We start from the raw sequence: 20,189 nt of genomic DNA on the forward strand, positions 1-20,189 counted from the left end.
GCTACAGTAGCATAAGGGAAAAATGAAGCCCATTTTTTTCAGTGTAGGCATTCCGAGAACTGATGTCAAACAACGCTCTGACATCACAAAGGACTGTAAAGAAAAAATATTGACAAATAACATGAGGAAAGCTATAATCATGTTTGTTGCTCTTAGAGGTGATACAATTGAAATGGACAGTTTATCAGTTACATCAAAAAGCTAAAAACAGCTTCGATTTTCATGAGACGGTTGACTTAAATGAACTTACTAGCCTTCATTCAGATATACGTCGCATTTCACCGGTAGAGGTGAAAGGGACTGGAGTGATCGAATCAAAGCAAGTCGCATTTGATTTAACCATCACAGGTGAAATGACATTGCCTTGTTCAAGAACGCTTGTTGATGTAAATTATCCATTTGCGATTTCAACGAAAGAACTATTTGTACTTCATAAGACAGACGACATAGAAGATGAAGACGTTTCTATTGTAGAAGACGACATCATCGACTTAACGCCTTTAGTCAAGGAAGAAATTCTTCTTGAAGTGCCAATGCAAATCTTTTGCGACCAAACGGACGTAAAAGATGCTGCACCACAAGAAGGAAATGACTGGGCGGTCATTTCGGAAGATGCACATCAAAACCGAATTGATCCGCGTCTGGAAGGCTTGAAGAAGCTCTTAGAAGAAAATAATGAATCTTAACTTAACTCTTTAAGGAGGTGGGAATAATGGCTGTACCTTTTAGAAGAACTTCTAAAATGAAAAAAAGATTGCGTCGTACGCATTTCAAACTACAAGTACCTGGTATGGTAGCTTGCCCAGAATGCGGTGAAATGAAAATTTCTCATCGTGTCTGCAAATCTTGCGGAACATACAAAGGCAAAGACGTAAAAAGCAACTAATGCTTGATAAAAAAACGTGAGGGAATCTTCCCTTGCGTTTTTTTATTTGTCTATTTTTTAGGTTTCTCCTCTGCAAATAGTCTATCTACTCTAGTAGGCGCATATGATGTGGTATTCAGATTCAGGGGGGATGATCAATTGACAATTACAAGGCAGGACGCATGGACACAGGATGAAGATTTACTTTTAGCAGAAGTTGTCTTAAGGCACATTCGAGATGGAGGGACGCAGCTTTCCGCATTTGAGGAGGTCGGGAAAGCATTGTCAAGAACAGCGGCAGCATGTGGTTTCAGGTGGAATTCATATGTTAGAAAACAATATCAGGCAGGCATAGAGCTGGCAAAAAAACAGCGGAAAGAATTGCGTAAAAAAATAGGTATTCATTCCTCTGGTTTACCACAGCATGCGTTAACCATAGAAGAGAAGACTTCTTCAAATCAGGCTGAATTGTCCCTTCGAGAAGTGATTCAGTTTTTAGAGCAGCTTGAAAAAGAACCTGATGGACCTGCTCATTTACGCGAAGAACTGGCAGATGCACAGCATCAATTGAAGTCACTTACAGAAGAAAATGAACACTTAAAGCGGCAATTAAAAATGACAGAAGAAGATTACCGGGCACTCATAAGTATTGTTGAAAGAGTCAAACAGAATATCAGCTTAAAAGAATATGCTAAATAAAGAGACGCCCCTCACAGAGAAAGGAGGGGCGTTTTGTGATCAGCCTTTAAGCGGACTCACCTGTATTTTTTTGAATATGTGCAGGCTCCCAGATGAGTGGATTTTCACCCTTATCGCGCTCCATATCATATTTGACTGCTTCAAAGCCCATTTTATCCCAAAAACCGGCAGATTTGACGCGCGGATTGGTCCGAATTGGCAATCCAAACGATTTAGCGAATTCAACAAGTGCTTCGCCGTACCCTTTGCGCTGATACCCAGGAAGTACTTCCAGCTTCCACAGCTCTAAATAATCATGGTTGTGGTTAAAATACGTTGTCGTTGAGCCGTCCACTTGATAAAGGCTCATACGTGCCACTAGCTTATCTCCAAAATAAATCCCATAAAATGGAGAGTTGCTGTCATTTTCAATCATATTGCTTTCAAGGTCTTCGAGCATGGATAGCTCTTGTATGCCGTATTCCTTAAATTGTTTAAATTCCTCTAACGTTTTGTAATTAATTAGAAGTCGTTTTACTTGTGCCATATGATCTTCCCCCTTACACACATAATGTCGACAGTGATGTCATTGAAGGCGTTTTCATCCCATCTGCCTCAAAAAGTTTTTACACTTATTATTATAGTTTTTAAATTAAAAAAATTCAATCATAGCGCGCCATCTGCTTTTTGCATCACGACATGAACCTGTTAAAATAGTTGATATCATGAAGTAAACGAAAAAGGGATGTGCGGCAGTTGAACATTGGAATCATTGGCGGCGGTGCGATTGGTCTGCTCTGTGCTAGTTATTTAACGCAGCATCATGACGTCACAGTCTTTACAAGAAGAAACGAACAGGCAGAAGAGATTCGAGCAGTAGGCATTGAGCGAACAGTAAAAGGAGAAACATGCCAGGCGGCTGTTCATGCACAGACAGGAATAATAGGAGAATTTGATTTGCTCATCGTGACAGTGAAATATCATCATTTGCAAGATGTGCTTGGTGAACTATCGACATTACCTCCTCATCGTATCTTATTCTTACAGAACGGAATGGCTCACTTATTAGATTTGGAGAATTGGAAAACGGGACATTCATTATACATAGGTGCGGTAGAGCACGGAGCTATGAAGATGTCAGATCATGCAGTGAACCATACAGGTATCGGTGTCATCAAGTGGGGGGCATTTCAGCATGAAGAAGCAGCTGGTATAAAAGAAGCATTGAATGAGACATCATCTCATTTTCAGATGATCTATACGGATGAATGGAAAAAGGTGCTGGAGGAAAAACTGCTTGTCAATGTCTGTATTAATCCGCTCACGGCTTTGCTGCATGTGAGAAATGGGGAATTGATCGCAAACCCTTCATATGAATACATGATGAAATGTGCATTTGAAGAAGCAGTTTCCATCTTGAGCTTACATGAAAAAGAGCGGCTCTGGTCTTATGTAGTCTCTGTTTGTGAGAAAACGGCTGAGAATCAGTCGTCTATGCTTCAAGATATAGTGAAAGGCCGCCAAACCGAAAGAAAAGCCATCCTTGGCTATCTTTTAAATAAGGCTCAAACTCACAGCGTTGCGGCGCCACATCTCACTTTCTTTGATCGAAGCTTGGAAGTATTGGAAAAAAAGCAAACAAAATCTTTTGAGTGAGCTCATTTACATGCTATACTTTTTTCGGGAAACTAACTATTTATTGAAGAAAGGAAGTTCTAAACATGCAATTGACTGAACTTTCCATCCGAAGTCAGAATTTATTCATACGTGATTATATAGAAGAAAAAAAAGAGATGACGACTTTTTTTGATTATGATATACATTCTGAGCACACATGGAAAAAGAGATACGACGATCTCATGGAAATGAGCTTCCCGCGCGAGGCTTTAGCGGATTATATGAGCGCGTACCATGCAAAGTTTGAATCGAAAGCGATGCGCCAGAACATTGAAAAGATCCGTGATGAACGGAGTGTCATGGTGGTCGGAGGACAGCAGGCTGGTCTATTAACAGGACCGCTTTATACCATACATAAAATCATATCCATCATTCAGTTTGCAAAAGAAAAAGAAACAGAGCTTAGCGTCCCAGTGATTCCGGTCTTTTGGGTAGCTGGTGAGGATCATGACGTAGATGAAATTAATTTTGTGTACACATCTGGCGAAAAGGGGCCAGTGAAACAAAAGCTGTCATTACATAACGTCAAAAAAGCGGCTGCGAAAAGAATCCCGCTTGATCAAGAAAAAACTGAAAAATGGCTCCGTGATGTGTTTTCAACGTATGAAGAATCTGCATACACCAATGACTTGCTTGAACAGCTTCTTCGATGTTTACGCAAATCACAAACGTTTACTGATTTCTTTGAATGGATTGTATGTGACCTCTTTGAAGAAGATGGACTGCTTTTATTTAATTCAGGTGACTTAGGTGTCAAACCGCTTGAGCGTGCGTTATTCAAGCACATTGTCGAGACAAATGATGCGGTTACTGCTCGCTTAAATGAATCGCAAGCTGCTATGAAACGAGCAGGATATCAGCCAATTATTGAAGCTGGTGACAATCAGGCGAATCTGTTTTACGAATATGATGAGGAACGTTTCCTGATTGAAAAAGAGAACGGCCGGTTTTCTATATCAGAAGTGGGGCTTACTTGGACGAAGGAAGAGCTTTTGCAGGAAGTGGAGGAGCACTCAGAACGGTTTAGCAACAATGTGGTGACGCGTCCCTTGATGCAGGAAACCCTTCTCCCGACACTTGCCTTTATGGCAGGACACGGTGAGGTTAACTATTGGGGAGAGCTGAAAGGAATCTTTGAGCATTTTAAATTAAAGATGGCGCCTGTTCTTCCGAGACTGCATGTAACCCTTCTTGAAAGGCACATCGACAAGAAACTGCCAGTTAGAGAACTGTCGGTAGAAGAAGTGCTGACAAATGGAGTAAAAGAAAAGAAAGAAGCGCACTTTCAGCAAAGTCTTCCAGACAGCTTTGTTCAAGCGGTTCAACACGCCAAACGAGAATTAGCAAATGCTCATGGTGTGATGAGACAAGAAGCACTGGAGATTGAACCAAACTTCGAGCAGCTGCTAGATAAAAATGCCAAATTTATTGAAGACCAGCTTCAATTTGTGTATCAAAAGGTGGCGCAGCGTGTGGAGGAGAAGGAAGGATACATCCTTCGGGACTTTGAACGGATTGAAAATAGTTTAAAACCACTAGATGCCCCGCAGGAAAGAATTTGGAATATCATGTACTTTTTAAACAAATATGGTCCAGAATTCTTCAAAACATTCAAAAATATGCCATTTTCATTTCAAAACAAGCAACAAATTGTCAAACTTTGAAATAAAGTTTTAATGAACCCTGACTAGTTCAGGGTTTTTTTTTATGTAGAAACAGTGTAGAATAAGTTTTGTGGAGAGAAGTGGTGGATAGTGGAGAGTATGGGTGAGAAAGTGGGGCTCTGATTATCATGTTCATGGGTGAATACCAACATACGATTGATACAAAAGGGCGCATGATCATCCCTGCTAAATTTAGAGACGGTCTCGGAGTACAGTTTGTGCTGACGAGAGGGCTTGATCAATGTTTATTTGGCTACCCTATGAGTGAGTGGAAACTAATCGAAGAGAAACTCAAAGCACTACCGCTAACGAAAAAAGATGCACGTGCGTTTACCCGGTTCTTCTTCTCTGGCGCAGTCGAATGCGATCTGGACAAGCAGGGGCGTATTAACATCGCATCAAACCTACTCCAATATGCAAAACTCGAAAAAGAATGTGTGGTCATCGGCGTTTCAAATCGAATTGAGTTGTGGAGTAAGTCGATCTGGGAACAATATACAGAAGAGCAAGAAGATTCTTTTGCTGAAATTGCTGAAAACATGATTGGATTTGATATATAATAATCCCTTGTGCAGCAAGCTTTCTACACATTCATTTCTATTTGAAAAAGGTGGGACCATAACATCATGTTTCAACATGAGACAGTATTATTAAAAGAAACAGTTGACGGTTTAAACGTAAAAGAAGACGGTACATATGTGGACTGCACGCTAGGCGGAGCAGGTCATAGCTCATATTTACTATCTCAATTATCAGAAAAAGGAACATTGATTGGATTTGACCAAGACGATGCTGCACTGGATCATGCACGAGAGAAGCTCGCGGATTCTAAAGCGAACATTCTTTTCATAAAAAGCAACTTCCGATATTTAAAAGAACGTCTGAATGAACAAGGTATTACAAGTGTAGACGGTGTGATTTTTGACCTTGGGGTATCATCTCCTCAGCTCGACACACCAGAGAGAGGCTTTAGTTATCACCATGATGCACCTCTTGACATGCGAATGGATCAATCAGCCGCATTGTCGGCAAAAAAAGTGGTGAATGAATGGCCATTTGAAGATCTAGTTCGGATTTTCTACAAATATGGGGAAGAAAAGTTCAGCAAGCAAATCGCACGCAAAATTGAAGAAGCAAGAAAAAAAGCGCCAATTGAAACAACGGGTGAGCTTGTCGACATTATCAAAGAAGGAATTCCGGCACCTGCAAGACGAACTGGCGGACATCCAGCGAAAAGAGTGTTTCAAGCGATCCGAATTGCCGTAAATGATGAATTGAAAGTATTTGAAGAAGCACTAGAACAAGCAATAGAGTTACTCAATCCGAAGGGGAGAATTTCTGTCATTACATTCCATTCACTTGAAGACCGGATTTGTAAAAGTACATTTAGAGAAATGTCTTCTCTTCCAGAACTTCCGCACGGACTACCAGTGATTCCAGAAGGACTTGAACCTAAGCTGAAGCTGATCACGAGAAAACCGATCGTTGCATCAGAACAAGAGCTGGAACATAACAACCGTGCCCGTTCAGCGAAGCTCCGAATTGCAGAAAAAAAGTAAAACGACACCATAGATGATGATAAAAAGGAGGTTTCTTATGAGTAATTTGGCTTATCAAAGAGAAGTGAAGCAACATCAAACAGAGCAGCAAGGCCAATCGGTTTTCATTAAAAGAAGAGGTTCTATCACACTTGGTGAAAAAATCTTACTTGTCATGTTTGTCATGGCTCTTATGTGCAGCTCGATTCTCATCATTTCTAAAGCCTTTGCTGTCTATCACGCCAATATCGAAGTGCAGAAGCTAGAACAGCAAGTATCTTTAGAATCGAAGAAGATCACTGAGCTACAAAAGGAAAAAGATTTGCTGAGTGAACCAGAAAGAATCATTGATGCTGCGAAAAAAGCAGGCTTAACTATTTCGAAAGATGTTAAGAAGGTCGATTAACATGGCGATGCCTAAAAAGAATAAAATGATGAACAGAGGCGCGGCAATTGCAAGTATTTGCTTCGCCCTGTTTTTCTTTATCATCCTAGCACGTTTTATCTATATTCAAATTACAGGAACAGTTGATGGACAAGTATTAGCTGCCAAGGCAAATGAACAATATCAATCGAAGAAAACACTTGAAGCCAAAAGAGGATCTATTTTAGACCGGAATGGGAATGTGATTGCTGAGGATACATCTGTGTATAAGCTCATTGCGGTCATGAGCAAGAAAATGACAGTGGACCCTAAGCATCCAATGCATGTCGTCGATAAAGAAAAGACAGCAAAAGAGCTCTCGAAAGTCATCGATATGAGTGAAAGCGAAATTTTAAAGCGTCTCAATACAAAAGATGCATTCCAAGTGGAGTTTGGTAAAGCGGGGAAGGATATTAGTTTTTCAACGAAGGAAAAAATTGAAAAGCTAAAGCTTCCAGGTGTTGCTTTTGAAAAAGACACGAAGCGATATTATCCAAACGGCATGTTTGCTTCTAACCTAATCGGTTATGCCAGATTAAATGAGGCGACAAAGGACATGTCAGGTGCAATGGGACTTGAGAAGGCACTGAACAAATTTTTAAAAGAAAAAGACGGCTATGTGACATATAACAGTGACAGAAGCGGATGGGCATTGCCGAATAGTAAAGAAGACATTGTCGCCCCGAAAGACGGGAAAAATGTCACGCTGACCATCGATCAGAAAATTCAAGCGTTTCTTGAAGAAAGTATGACGCAGGTTGCCAAAAAGTATAAGCCGAAGAAAATCATTGCCACAGTCGTTGATCCGAAAACTGGGAAGGTTCTTGCGATGGGGCAGCGGCCAAGCTTTAATTTAAATGAACTAGACATTACGAATTATAACAATGATGTGATTTCATATGCGTTTGAACCAGGTTCAACGATGAAGATCTTTACCCTCGCTGCGGCGATCCAAGAAGGGGTCTACCAAGGCAGTGAAAAATATCAATCTGGTACTTATAAAGTAGGCGGCGGCCTTGTGCGAGACCACAACAACGGAAATGGCTGGGGGAAAATTGACTTTCATCAAGGAGTTCTTCGCTCGTCAAATGTGGCCTTTGCAAAGCTGGCAAAAGAAAAACTAGGCTTCACACGATACGAACAATATTTGCAGAAGTTCCATTTCTATGACAAAACGGGGATTGATTTGCCGAACGAAGCGTCTAGTAAAATCAATTTTAGATATGAATATGACAAAGCATCGACAGCTTATGGTCAAGCATCAGCCATCACACCGATTCAACAAATCGAAGCAGCCACTGCGATAGCAAACGGCGGAACAATGATGAAACCATATGTCATTGATCATATTACAGACCCGAACACAAACAAAACGATTTTGCAGCACGAACCAACAGCAGCAGGAAAACCGATTTCATCTGATACAGCGAAGCAAGTTCGTGATATTTTAGGTGAGGTTGTTTCCTCGAAAATTGGAACAGGTCAGCCTTATCAAATCAAAGGCTTCGACGTTGCTGGAAAAACAGGAACGGGACAAATTGGCGGTGCCGGCGGTTACCTCCAAGGACGAAACGATTACGTCTTTTCATTTATGGGAATGGCGCCAAAAGATGATCCGAAGCTGCTTGTTTATGTGGCTGTTCAGCAGCCGCAGCTGTCTGAAACAGAAACGGGGTCAGCTCCAGTTTCTCAGATCTTTAACCCTGTCATGAAAAATAGTTTGCTATATTTAAATATTGCACCAACAAAAGCAGACGATAAAAAATCAGGCGAACAAAAAGTGAAACAAGAAACGATGCCTTCATTCCTGGATTTAGAAGTGAAGCAGGCAGAAACAGAAGTCAAAAATAAACACTTAACACCTGTTGTCATCGGGGACGGTCTGTCCATTAAACGCCAGTGGCCGAGTGCGGGCTCTGAATTCTCTGAAAGCCAGAAAGTGTTCTTGAAAACAGCAGGGAAAACCATTAAGATGCCTGATATGACAGGCTGGTCCAGAAGGGAAGTCCTTCAATATGCTTCGATTGCCGGTGTGCATATAGAAACAAATGGACAAGGATATGCTGTGAAACAAAGTGTCAAAAGTGGAGCAGAGATTTCAGACAAAGTCGTCACTGTGACATTTAAAAGCCCAAATTAACTGTAAACCTAGCAAATCACTTGCTAGGTTTTTTCTTTTGCTCCAGCCAGCAGAATATCACGGTGCGTTCTACAAAAGGACGGGCCTGCATATGATGAAAACAAGCCATATGTAAGGAGTGAACCGGGCGTGCGAGTGTCGAGTGTAACCGTGAGAAAACGATTGCTTTTCGTGCTACTGTTTGGGGTGATCATTTTTTTCATCATAGATACTAGATTAGGATATGTGCAGTTTATTATGGGTGAGAAGCTGACAAGCTTAGCAAAAGATTCCTGGAGCCGAAACCTTCCATTCGAACCGGAACGAGGAGATATTTTGGACCGGAATGGGGTAGAGCTTGCGACGAACAAAAGTGCTCCATCTATTTTGGTCGTCCCTCGGCAAATTAAAGACCCCGCCGAAACAAGCAAGAAATTGGCAGCTGTGCTGAATATGTCTGAAGAGAAAGCGTACAAGCACGTCACGAAGAAAACATCAATTGAACGAATTTCTCCTGAGGGCAGAAAGGTATCTCATGAAAAAGCAAAAGAAGTAAGAGAGCTTGATTTAGAAGGCGTGTATGTAGCAGAAGACAGCATCAGACATTATCCGTTTGGCAGCTTTCTTTCACATGTACTGGGCTTTGCTGGAATCGATAATCAAGGCTTACTTGGACTTGAAGCCTACTATGACGATGACCTAAAAGGCGAAAAAGGGTCTGTGAAGTTTTATTCCGATGCAAAAGGGCAGAAAATGCCAGATGAAGCAGACGATTATACTCCGCCTAAAGATGGTCTTGATATGAAATTAACAGTCGATGCAAAAGTACAAACCATCATAGAACGGGAATTAGACAACGCGCAGGCAAAGTATAATCCAGATGGTATGATCGCGATTGCGATGAATCCGAAAAATGGTGAAGTGCTAGGGATGTCAAGCAGACCAGATTTTGATCCAGCTGACTATCAATCAGTTGACTCAAAAGTGTTTAACCGAAATCTTCCGGTGTGGAGCACATATGAGCCGGGTTCGACATTTAAAATTATTACACTTGCAGCAGCATTAGAAGAGAAGAAAGTGAATTTAAAACGCGATTCATTTTTTGACAGCGGATCTGTGACAGTTGATGGTGCAAGACTCAGGTGTTGGAAAAAAGGCGGGCACGGATCACAGTCATTCTTGGAAGTAGTTCAAAATTCCTGTAACCCCGGCTTTGTAGAGCTAGGAGATCGTCTTGGTAAAGAAAAATTATTTTCTTATATCAAAAATTTCGGATTTGGCCAAAAAACCGGAATTGACCTTCAAGGAGAAGGGCGGGGAATTTTGTTCCCGCTTGATCGTGTAGGTCCTGTAGAGCAGGCGACCACGGCCTTTGGTCAAGGTGTATCTGTTACGCCAATTCAGCAAGTAGCTGCAGTAGCAGCTGCAGTAAATGGCGGGACACTTTACACGCCTTATATTGCAAAAGAATGGATAGATCCAATCACAAAAGAGGTCGTGAAAAAGCAATCACCGATTGCCAAAAAGAAAGTGATTTCAACAGAGACATCTAAAGAAATCAGGTATGCACTTGAAAGTGTAGTCGCTCAAGGAACTGGCCGAAATGCATTTGTTGAAGGGTATCGGGTCGGCGGAAAAACAGGAACAGCACAGAAGGTAAAGGACGGAAAGTATATGGAGAATAACCACATTGTGTCGTTTATCGGATTTGCGCCTGCAGATGACCCAAGTATCGTAGTCTATGTAGCTGTGGATAACCCAAAAGGCACCATTCAATTTGGTGGTACCGTTGCCGCACCAATTGTTGGTCATATTATGCGGGATAGCCTGCCTGAGATGGGTGTGAAAAAAAGAAAAGGCCAAATTGAAAAGAAGTATCAGTGGCTGGACACAAAAACCATTGAAGTACCGAATCTTGTAGGAGGATCTGTTTCAGATCTTGAATCCCTCTTGATCAACCTAAAGATCGATGCCTCAGGAACTGGCAGTAAAGTAGTGAAGCAATCACCTGCTGCTGGGACAAAGGTCAAAGAAGGCTCCACGATCAGATTATACTTAAACGACGAATAATAAAGAATGAACAGAGGGTAGCCGCACTCATTTGGCTGCCTCTTTTTGTTGAAAGAGAAGGCCAGTTTGAAAAAAAGAGTCCAAAGTGTGTTTTTTCCAACAGAAACTTAAGGAATACGCTGGATGTATCCTTTTTTTTACGATAAAATATAGACTGTGTGTTTTTTTCACAAGACATGCACGTGAACGAATTTGAGAGGTTTGATATGAAAATGAAATTACAAGAACTGCTTACATACTTTAAAAGTGAAAACAACGAATTGATAAACGAAAATCCTGATATCACTTCCATTGAAATGGATTCAAGAGAGGTGAAAAAGGGAAGCCTTTTTGTCTGTATAAAAGGCTATACAGTAGATGGACACGATTATGCTGAAAAAGCGGTGAAAAGCGGGGCTGCTGCCATTGTAGCAGAACACCCTCTTAACATAACAGAGGTACCAGTCATTATTGTGAAACACTCTCAAAGAGCACTTGCAAGAATAGCTGATGCGTTTTATGAACAGCCCACTCATAAGCTGAATCTCATCGGGATCACAGGCACAAACGGAAAAACCTCAACAACACACATGATCGAACAAATGATGAGAAAAGCCGAGAAGAAAACAGGCTTAATCGGTACGATGTATATGAAGGTGAATGATGACATTCTCGACGTGAAAAACACCACACCTGAAAGTGTCACACTTCAAAAAACGTTTAAACAGATGCTTGATCAAGATGTAGACACAGCCATCATGGAAGTATCATCACATGCCCTCCATCTTGGCAGGGTGCATGGGTGTGATTATGATATTGCTGTTTTCACAAATCTTACGCAGGACCATCTTGACTACCACAACACAATGGAAGAATATAAACATGCGAAAAGCTTACTGTTTTCTCAGCTCGGAAGTGCCTTTCATCATAATAAACCGAAGCATGCGATTTTAAATGCAGATGATGAGGCTTCGAGTTATTTTGAAAAAGTCACAGCTGCTGAAGTCATGACGTATGCCCTAGAGCGAAAAGCAGATGTCATGGCAAAAAATATTCAAATCATGCCAAAGGGAACTCAATTTGATTTGGTCACTCCAATCGGCACCAAGAAAGTGACGGTTGCCCTCGTCGGAAAGTTCAATGTGTATAATATCCTCGCAGCTGTATCAGTTGGGATCGTATCTGGCTTAACATTTGAGACGATCGTGAGTGCGATTGAAGAGCTGGAAGGAGTCAAGGGCAGATTTGAACTTGTAAACTGCGATCAAGACTTCCCTGTCATCGTCGATTACGCACATACACCTGATAGTTTAGAAAATGTCCTCACAACATGTAGAGAATTAACAGAGGGCAAAATTTTCTGTGTAATTGGCTGTGGCGGCGACCGTGATAAAACAAAGCGTCCTCAAATGGCTCAAATCGCTGTGAAATATGCAGATGAACCTGTATTTACATCAGACAACCCAAGAAGCGAAGATCCTTCAGCCATTTTAAAAGATATGGAACACGGGGTGCCAGACGCATATTATCATAGCTTTGTGAATCGGAAACAAGCGATCTTCTTTGCCATTGCCAATGCGAAAAAAGGCGATACAGTCTTAATAGCGGGTAAAGGCCATGAGACCTATCAAATTATTGGTGATCAAGTCTATGACTTTGATGATGCAAAGGTTGCTATTGACGCTATTTTAGATCTAAACAAATCTTAAAATGATGAAAAGAGTGTAATGAAATGAAGCATTTTGTACAAAAACAACATACGAAGAACGTGAATGAATACCATAATAATGAATGCAATTTTCTGATGGAAAACGGCTTTGGAAATTCGGAAGGAGTAAAGAACGATGCTTGAACAGGTGATATTGTTTACAATCATAATGGGATTTTTAATCAGTGTTCTTTTATCCCCGATTTTTATACCGTTTTTAAGAAGACTAAAATTTGGTCAAAGTATTAGAGAAGAGGGCCCGCAGTCCCACCAAAAGAAATCTGGGACACCGACAATGGGCGGCATCATGATTATCTTTTCTATCACTATTACAACAATTGTGATGATCAACAAATTTTCTGAGATTAGTCCAGAAATGTTTTTACTGTTATTTGTCACACTTGGTTACGGCCTATTAGGATTTTTAGATGATTATATTAAAGTAGCGATGAAACGAAATCTTGGATTAACATCGAAACAGAAATTAATCGGTCAAATTGTGATCGCTGTGATCTTTTATGCAGTTTTCCATTATTATCAGTTTGCAACAACGATTCGCATTCCAGGAACAGACGTCAGCTTTGATTTAGGATGGGCTTACTTTATCCTTGTTGTTTTCATGCTTGTCGGAGGTTCTAATGCTGTGAACTTAACGGATGGACTGGATGGTCTCTTATCTGGAACCGCTGCTATTGCTTTCGGAGCATTTGCTATACTGGCTTGGAATCAATCCCAGTATGATGTAGCGATCTTTTCAGTAGCTGTTGCAGGAGCCGTCCTTGGCTTCCTTGTGTTTAACGCACATCCTGCAAAAGTATTTATGGGGGATACAGGTTCTCTAGCATTAGGCGGAGCCATTGTAGCAATTGCGATTTTAACGAAGCTTGAAATTTTACTTGTCATTATTGGTGGAGTATTTGTTGTTGAGACGTTATCCGTTATTCTTCAAGTCATCTCCTTTAAAACAACCGGCAAAAGAATCTTTAAGATGAGTCCGCTTCACCACCACTATGAGTTAGTTGGCTGGTCAGAGTGGAGAGTAGTTGTCACCTTCTGGACAGCTGGTTTATTACTTGCTGTTTTAGGAATTTACATCGAGGTGTGGTTATAATTGAATAAGATGCAAATGTTAAAAAACGAACATGTACTAGTATTAGGTCTTGCTAAAAGCGGATATGCGGCAGCTTCAATTCTTCATGAACATGGAGTAAATGTGACGGTAAATGATCAAAAACCGTTTGAAGAAAATAAACCTGCTCAGCTACTTTCTGAAAAGGGGATTGATGTCATTTGTGGCAGTCATCCTCTTCGTATATTCGAAGATAAAGACATTACAATTTTAATTAAAAATCCAGGAATTCCATATGAAAATGTGATGGTTCAAGAAGCGCTTCGCCGCCAAATTCCAGTTTGGACGGAAATAGAATTAGCGTATCATTTAACCTCATCTCCTTTTATTGGGATTACTGGATCGAATGGAAAAACCACTACCACGACATTGATTTATGAAATGCTGAAAAAAGACAGCCAAAAAACATTAGTGGCGGGTAATATTGGAACAGTTGCCAGTGAAGTCGCTGCAAATGCAGCTGGCGATGAGTGGATCGTAACGGAACTGTCTTCTTTTCAGTTAATGGGAACAGTTGAATTTAGACCTAAAATCAGCTTAATATTAAATATTTTTGATGCACATTTAGACTATCACCACACTCGTGAAGAATATGAAAAAGCAAAGCAGAAAGTATTCGCACATCAACATGAAGATGACATTGCTGTAATTACCTTAGATGATCCTTCCGTTGTAAAACTAGCAGAAGGTTCAAAAGCAAAAAAAGTATTTTTCTCAGTGAAAGAGCCAGTAGAACATGGTGCGTTTATTCAACATGGTGCAATTTACTACATGAATGAACATATCATTGATGTAAAGGATGTTGTCCTTCCTGGTGAGCATAACCAAGAAAACATTCTGGCAGCTATTTGTGTTGTGAAAAATGCAGGCTGCTCAAATGAAGCAATCGTTCACGTTCTCACGACATTTGGTGGAGTGAAGCATCGTCTGCAATTTGTAGATACAATTCAGAGTCGGAAATTTTATAACGATAGTAAAGCAACCAATATTTTGGCAACAAGTAAAGCATTGTCAGCCTTCGAACAACCAACTATTTTATTAGCAGGTGGACTTGATCGAGGCAATGAATTTGATGAGTTGAAACCTTTTATGAAACATGTAAAAGGAATTATCACATTTGGTGAGACTGCACCTAAGTTTGTGAAGCTTGGTGAAGAGCTTGGAATACATCACGTAAAACATGTCGATAATGTTGAACAAGCAGTACATGCGGCGTTTAACATATCTGAAGAAGAAGACGTGATTTTATTATCTCCGGCTTGTGCAAGCTGGGATCAACATAAAACATTTGAAGAACGTGGAGACATGTTTGTAAACGCCGTGCATATGCTTAAATAAGGGCTTGTCTCTCATATGACTGACAGCCCAAATGAAATTATGCTTGGGGTGTCGGTCTCTTGACGAATAAGAAAACTTCTCCGGATTTTTTGCTTGTTGTCATTACGTTACTTTTATTGACGATTGGTTTAATTATGGTGTACAGCGCTAGTGCTGTGTGGGCATCGTATAAATTTGATGATTCGTTTTATTTTGCAAAAAGACAGCTTTTGTTTGCCGGAATCGGAGTTATCGCAATGTTTTTCATTATGCGAGTCGATTATTGGACGTGGCGGACTTGGTCAAAGATATTGATTGCTGTTTGTTTTCTCCTTTTGCTGCTTGTACTTATTCCTGGCATTGGTATGGAGAGAAATGGATCAAGAAGCTGGATTGGTGTCGGTGCGTTTAGTATTCAGCCCTCTGAATTTATGAAGCTTGCGATGATTGCGTTTCTTGCAAAATTCTTATCTGAAAAACAAAAAAATATCACATCCTTTCGCAAAGGTTTTGCCCCAGCTTTAGGCATTGTATTTTCTGCATTTGCCATCATCATGCTTCAGCCGGATCTGGGAACAGGAACGGTGATGGTTGGAACCTGTATTATTATGATATTTGTTTCAGGTGCGAGAATAACTCACTTTATATTTCTCGGTCTTATAGGGCTCAGCGGGTTTGCTGCACTTGTCTTATCAGCACCCTACCGAATAAAACGAATTACATCATACTTAAATCCTTGGGAAGATCCACTAGGCAGTGGGTTTCAAATTATTCAGTCCTTATACGCTGTTGGTCCAGGTGGTCTGTTCGGAATGGGACTTGGTCAAAGTAGACAAAAATTCTTCTATTTACCTGAGCCCCAAACGGACTTCATCTTTGCGATATTGTCTGAAGAGCTTGGCTTTATAGGAGGATCACTCATTTTACTCCTCTTTAGTGTTCTATTATGGAGAGGCATACGAATAGCACTTGGAGCCCCAGACTTATATGGGAGTTTCCTAGCAGTTGGTATTATTTCAATGGTTGCCATTCAAGTAATGATTAACATCGCAGTTGTCACTGGACTTATTCCTGTGACAGGTATCACGCTCCCATTCCTTAGTTATGGCGGCTCATCATTGACATTAATGCTGATGGCGATTGGCGTACTTCTGAATGTAAGCAGGTACGCAAGATATTAGCGTGCTGAAGCTAATGAAACCATGTTGACGTTTATTTTGCAAAAGTATAAAAAAATGATTTGAAGAGTGAAAATGACAGTTTTTGTTTCGAAAACGTGTATTTTGACTCTTCTTTACAGGTTTTAACGGAGCCCTGTTGTTTAAAACAGGGTTTATACTTTGTTCAGAGCAGAAAAAAATTGAGGGGAAATGGTATAATGCGTATAGTAATCAGTGGAGGCGGAACAGGCGGCCATATTTATCCGGCCTTAGCCTTTATTAAAGAAGTGAAGAGACTGCATCCTGATGTGGAATTTTTATATATCGGTACTGAAAATGGACTTGAAAAGAAAATTGTAGAAAGAGAAAATATCCCTTTCAAGGCGATAGAAATTTCAGGTTTTAAGCGAAAGCTTTCCTTTGATAACGTCAAAACGGTGATGAGATTTTTGAAAGGCGTTCAAAAAAGCAAATCTTACTTAAAAGAATTCAAGCCTGATGTGGTTATTGGAACAGGCGGTTATGTGTGTGGGCCTGTTGTTTATGCGGCTTCTAAGCTGAAGATCCCGACTATTATACACGAACAAAACAGCCTGCCTGGTATTACAAATAAGTTCCTAGCGAGATATGTTAATAGGGTAGCCGTATGCTTTGATGAAGCAAAGGCACATTTTCCTTCTGAAAAGGTTGTATTTACGGGAAACCCTAGAGCCTCTGAAGTCGTCTCTATAAAAGAGGGGAAATCTCTTAAAGAATTCGGGCTCGATGAAAAGAAAAAAACAGTTCTTATTTTCGGCGGGAGTCGAGGTGCTGCTCCTATCAATAGAGCAGTGATCGAAATGCAAGATGATTTAAAGGCTAAAAACTACCAGCTTTTATATATCACAGGTGAGGTTCATTATGAAAAAGTGTTGAATGAACTAAAGGAAAAAGGTGCAGCACCTAACATGATCACAAAACCTTTCTTGCATCAAATGCCAGAGTACCTGAAATCGATCGATGTGATTGTTGCAAGAGCAGGAGCTACAACAATTGCTGAAGTAACGGCTCTTGGAATCCCAACCATTTTTATTCCGAGCCCATACGTGACGGCAAATCATCAGGAAATCAATGCAAGATCACTTGAAAAACATGATGCTGCGATTGTTTTAAGAGAATCAGAGCTTTCAGGGGATCGTTTGCTGCATGCCATTGATGAAATTGCTGGTAATGAAGAAAAACTCAACCAAATGAGCCGTTTAACGAAAGAACTCGGAGTACCAGATGCGGCTACACGTTTATATAATGTGTTAAAAGAAATAACGACTACATGATGGAATGATATTAGGTAAGGCGGAGGGTAATATGGAGAACTTGAAGAATGAATTATTAGAAGCGCAAGTTGGTAAAGTACTTGAAAATGAGCCGCTTTCGAATCATACAACAATGAAAATAGGCGGACCAGCAGATCTTTTGATCATCCCAAAAGATATCGATGCAGTGAAAACCATCATGGATCATGTGAAAAAACACCATACAAATTGGACGGTCATTGGAAGAGGATCGAATTTACTTGTCCTTGATAAAGGAATTCGAGGAGTTGTCCTAAAGCTAGGTGCTGGACTGGATCACCTAACTGTAAATGATGAAGAAATTACAGTCGGCGGCGGCTACTCTGTCGTAAGGCTCGCGACATCACTTAGTAAACAGGGTCTTTCAGGACTGGAATTCGCAGCTGGTATTCCGGGATCTATTGGCGGCGCTGTTTATATGAACGCAGGTGCACATGGATCTGATATCAGTAAGATTCTTGTGAAAGCCAGAATCTTATTTGAAGATGGAAGCATCGAGTGGCTCACAAATGAACAAATGAATTTTAGCTATCGAACGTCAGTCCTACAAAAGGAACGACCTGGCATTGTTCTAGAAGCTGTGTTTAAGCTCAAGCAGGATGACCGCGAGAAAATCACAAAGAAGATGCAGCAAAATAAAGATTATCGTAAAGAAACCCAGCCTTATAATCGGCCATGTGCCGGCAGTATTTTTCGAAATCCGCTGCCTGAATATGCAGGACAGCTTGTAGAAAAAGCGAATTTAAAAGGATACCAAATCGGCGGAGCTAGAATTTCTGATATGCACGGCAACTTTATTGTCAACGCTGGTGGAGCCACTGCTCAAGACGTGTTGGACTTAATTCAGTTCATCCAAAAGAAAATTAAAGAAGACTACAACGTAGAGATGCATACAGAAGTAGAAATTATCGGTGAAGAAAATTAACAGGTAGTTTTTATGAATGATGACATCAGAGGAAAACAAACGGCATGAAAGAATGCCGTTTGTTTTCTCATCAAAATGATGACCCAAAGATGTGGACAAGCAGCTTTGAATGAGGTGAAGAGTATATATGCGGCCTGATCATGAAAATGAAAAGATCGTCAATATAGAAGAGCGAATTCCTAAAATTAAAGAACAAAGGAAGCAAAAAGCGAATCGGAGACTGATCTCTTTTATACTACTGTTTTTTATCATGGTTTTAATTATTATTTATTTGCAGACACCTATCAGCAAAATTTCTTCTTTAACCATCACAGGTAATGAGCATGTCTCAACAAAACAGCTTGTTAAACTTTCACAAATTAAAGAAGGCGAAACAGAGTTTTGGAATTTAAATAAAGATTTAACAGCAGATCATATGAAACAAAATAAACTGATTAAAAGTGTCAGTATCAAAAAGCATTTCCCAAATAAAGTGAGTATTGCTGTCAAAGAATATGCAAATATTGCGTATCTTCAAAAGGGAAATCTATATTATGAGCTTCTTGAAAATGGGACCGCTTTACCAGAAGAAGTGACACCGAGTCATGCAGGTCCTATTTTTGTCGATTGGGACAATAAGGAGAAGCTGAAGCAAACTGTTAAATCTTTAAATCAACTGCCAGCCTCTATTCAGGAACTCATCTCAGAAGTATATTATGTGCCAACAAATTCAAACAATTGGCTAGTTAAATTTTATATGAATGACGGAAACACTGTGATTGCATCAATTAAAACGTTCGGTGATAAAATGAAAACCTATCCAGCCATTGTAAAAGAACTTTCATCATCTGAAAAAGGCACAATCCATATGGAAGTCGCTACGTATTTCGAAGCGTTTAAATCTAAGAAAAAGGAAGATGAGCGTTGAGAGGCAAAACAGTTATATTCTCGATTGTCATGCTTGTTCTTGGTTTTCTGATTTCTTTTTCATACCAATATACAAAGCAGCATCAGGCAGATGTCATTCGAACAGAGCAATGGAAAAAAGAATACTCTCTGAAAAGTCAGCTCACAACGCAAGAAAAGGCAAATCAGAAACTCGAAAAAGAATTATATAGTCTTCAATCAAAGGTACAAGCAACAGAGTCCAATTTGAAAAATGAAAAAGAGCAGTATTTTAATGTGCTGGAAGATGTTGAGAAATATAGAATGTTTACAGGAGAGATCGGTGTAAAAGGAAAAGGGGTAAAAGTGTCTCTTGAAGATGCATCTTATATCCCGAGTGGACAAAATGTTAATAATTACATTGTGCATGAGAGCCACATTTTTCATGTGATAAACGAACTATTTATATCAGGGGCTTCTGCTGTATCTATTAATGGGCAAAGAATCACACACCAATCATACATACATTGTAACGGTCCAGTTGTCACAGTAGATGGTGTTCAGCATCCAGCACCATTTGTCATATCTGCTATTGGTGATCCTGCTGTGTTAATACCTGCTTTAAATATTGCAGGGGGAGTGGTCGATCAGCTGACAAGTGATCACATTTCAATGACGATCGAGAAAACGGATATTCGTATGAACCCTCTTTTAAGAAACAAAGATTAAAAGTGAAAAGGT

Annotated in this window: 19 protein-coding genes; 18 read left to right on the top strand and 1 reads right to left on the bottom strand. The window is 40.2% G+C overall.

Annotated elements, in window-relative coordinates; translation table 11 throughout:
• Positions 1-167 precede the first annotated feature (167 nt).
• From NST39_RS07750 to gerR, 3 genes are all read left to right on the top strand, one after another.
• Positions 168-686: a YceD family protein gene (locus tag NST39_RS07750; protein WP_341027771.1), complete on the top strand. Its 519-nt coding sequence runs from the start codon at positions 168-170 to the stop codon at positions 684-686.
• Between the two features lie 26 nt (positions 687-712).
• Entirely contained in the window at positions 713-886 is a 174-nt protein-coding gene (gene rpmF / locus NST39_RS07755) for a 50S ribosomal protein L32 (RefSeq protein ID WP_008354700.1), read from the top strand.
• Positions 887-1,024: 138 nt separating this feature from the next.
• Positions 1,025-1,564 carry a sporulation-specific transcriptional regulator GerR gene (gerR, locus tag NST39_RS07760; RefSeq protein WP_044141997.1) on the top strand — a complete coding sequence of 180 codons (540 nt, stop codon included), beginning with the start codon at positions 1,025-1,027 and terminating at the stop codon, positions 1,562-1,564.
• A gap of 46 nt (positions 1,565-1,610) precedes the next feature.
• Here the strand turns inward: gerR and NST39_RS07765 are convergent, their stop codons facing one another.
• Positions 1,611-2,090, bottom strand: a complete 480-nt coding sequence (locus NST39_RS07765; RefSeq protein ID WP_003211702.1) for an N-acetyltransferase — start codon at positions 2,088-2,090, stop codon at positions 1,611-1,613.
• A 209-nt stretch (positions 2,091-2,299) separates the two neighbouring features.
• Here NST39_RS07765 and NST39_RS07770 point away from each other — a divergent pair, with 209 nt between their 5' ends.
• The 15 genes from NST39_RS07770 (at position 2,300) to NST39_RS07840 (ending at position 20,177) form a co-directional block, all read left to right on the top strand.
• Positions 2,300-3,199, top strand: coding sequence for a 2-dehydropantoate 2-reductase (locus NST39_RS07770; RefSeq protein WP_341027772.1), 900 nt, complete (start codon positions 2,300-2,302; stop codon positions 3,197-3,199).
• A gap of 65 nt (positions 3,200-3,264) precedes the next feature.
• Positions 3,265-4,884 (top strand): bacillithiol biosynthesis cysteine-adding enzyme BshC, encoded by a 1,620-nt coding sequence (bshC, locus tag NST39_RS07775; RefSeq protein WP_341027773.1) that lies wholly within the window; start codon positions 3,265-3,267, stop codon positions 4,882-4,884.
• Positions 4,885-5,012: 128 nt separating this feature from the next.
• A complete protein-coding gene (gene mraZ / locus NST39_RS07780) occupies positions 5,013-5,444 on the top strand; it encodes a division/cell wall cluster transcriptional repressor MraZ (protein ID WP_341027775.1) in 432 nt (143 codons plus the stop codon).
• Between the two features lie 66 nt (positions 5,445-5,510).
• Positions 5,511-6,443 carry a 16S rRNA (cytosine(1402)-N(4))-methyltransferase RsmH gene (gene rsmH / locus NST39_RS07785; RefSeq protein ID WP_003210993.1) on the top strand — a complete coding sequence of 311 codons (933 nt, stop codon included), beginning with the start codon at positions 5,511-5,513 and terminating at the stop codon, positions 6,441-6,443.
• Between the two features lie 37 nt (positions 6,444-6,480).
• Entirely contained in the window at positions 6,481-6,828 is a 348-nt protein-coding gene (ftsL, locus tag NST39_RS07790) for a cell division protein FtsL (RefSeq protein WP_126741218.1), read from the top strand.
• Positions 6,829-6,835: 7 nt separating this feature from the next.
• Positions 6,836-8,986 carry a penicillin-binding protein gene (locus tag NST39_RS07795; protein WP_221885086.1) on the top strand — a complete coding sequence of 717 codons (2,151 nt, stop codon included), beginning with the start codon at positions 6,836-6,838 and terminating at the stop codon, positions 8,984-8,986.
• Between the two features lie 129 nt (positions 8,987-9,115).
• Positions 9,116-11,035 carry a stage V sporulation protein D gene (locus NST39_RS07800; protein ID WP_339162035.1) on the top strand — a complete coding sequence of 640 codons (1,920 nt, stop codon included), beginning with the start codon at positions 9,116-9,118 and terminating at the stop codon, positions 11,033-11,035.
• 212 nt (positions 11,036-11,247) lie between these two features.
• The gene (locus NST39_RS07805; RefSeq protein ID WP_341029954.1) at positions 11,248-12,723 is read left to right on the top strand and encodes a UDP-N-acetylmuramoyl-L-alanyl-D-glutamate--2,6-diaminopimelate ligase; all 1,476 of its coding nucleotides are present in this window, start codon (positions 11,248-11,250) and stop codon (positions 12,721-12,723) included.
• A 135-nt stretch (positions 12,724-12,858) separates the two neighbouring features.
• A complete protein-coding gene (gene mraY, locus NST39_RS07810) occupies positions 12,859-13,833 on the top strand; it encodes a phospho-N-acetylmuramoyl-pentapeptide-transferase (protein WP_003211854.1) in 975 nt (324 codons plus the stop codon).
• A 9-nt stretch (positions 13,834-13,842) separates the two neighbouring features.
• Positions 13,843-15,189: a UDP-N-acetylmuramoyl-L-alanine--D-glutamate ligase gene (gene murD / locus NST39_RS07815; RefSeq protein WP_445662394.1), complete on the top strand. Its 1,347-nt coding sequence runs from the start codon at positions 13,843-13,845 to the stop codon at positions 15,187-15,189.
• Between the two features lie 59 nt (positions 15,190-15,248).
• A complete protein-coding gene (gene spoVE, locus NST39_RS07820; RefSeq protein ID WP_044141993.1) occupies positions 15,249-16,349 on the top strand; it encodes a stage V sporulation protein E in 1,101 nt (366 codons plus the stop codon).
• 197 nt (positions 16,350-16,546) lie between these two features.
• The gene (murG, locus tag NST39_RS07825; RefSeq protein WP_341027785.1) at positions 16,547-17,641 is read left to right on the top strand and encodes an undecaprenyldiphospho-muramoylpentapeptide beta-N-acetylglucosaminyltransferase; all 1,095 of its coding nucleotides are present in this window, start codon (positions 16,547-16,549) and stop codon (positions 17,639-17,641) included.
• A 31-nt stretch (positions 17,642-17,672) separates the two neighbouring features.
• Positions 17,673-18,584, top strand: coding sequence for a UDP-N-acetylmuramate dehydrogenase (gene murB, locus NST39_RS07830; RefSeq protein WP_268484734.1), 912 nt, complete (start codon positions 17,673-17,675; stop codon positions 18,582-18,584).
• 127 nt (positions 18,585-18,711) lie between these two features.
• A complete protein-coding gene (locus NST39_RS07835; protein WP_326287032.1) occupies positions 18,712-19,491 on the top strand; it encodes a cell division protein FtsQ/DivIB in 780 nt (259 codons plus the stop codon).
• Positions 19,488-20,177 (top strand): DUF881 domain-containing protein, encoded by a 690-nt coding sequence (locus NST39_RS07840; RefSeq protein WP_003211621.1) that lies wholly within the window; start codon positions 19,488-19,490, stop codon positions 20,175-20,177. Before NST39_RS07835 ends, NST39_RS07840 begins: the two co-directional genes overlap by 4 nt.
• Positions 20,178-20,189 lie beyond the last annotated feature (12 nt).

The organism is Bacillus sp. FSL W8-0645, from assembly GCF_038007905.1.
In the GTDB taxonomy this organism is placed as follows: domain Bacteria; phylum Bacillota; class Bacilli; order Bacillales; family Bacillaceae; genus Bacillus; species Bacillus pumilus.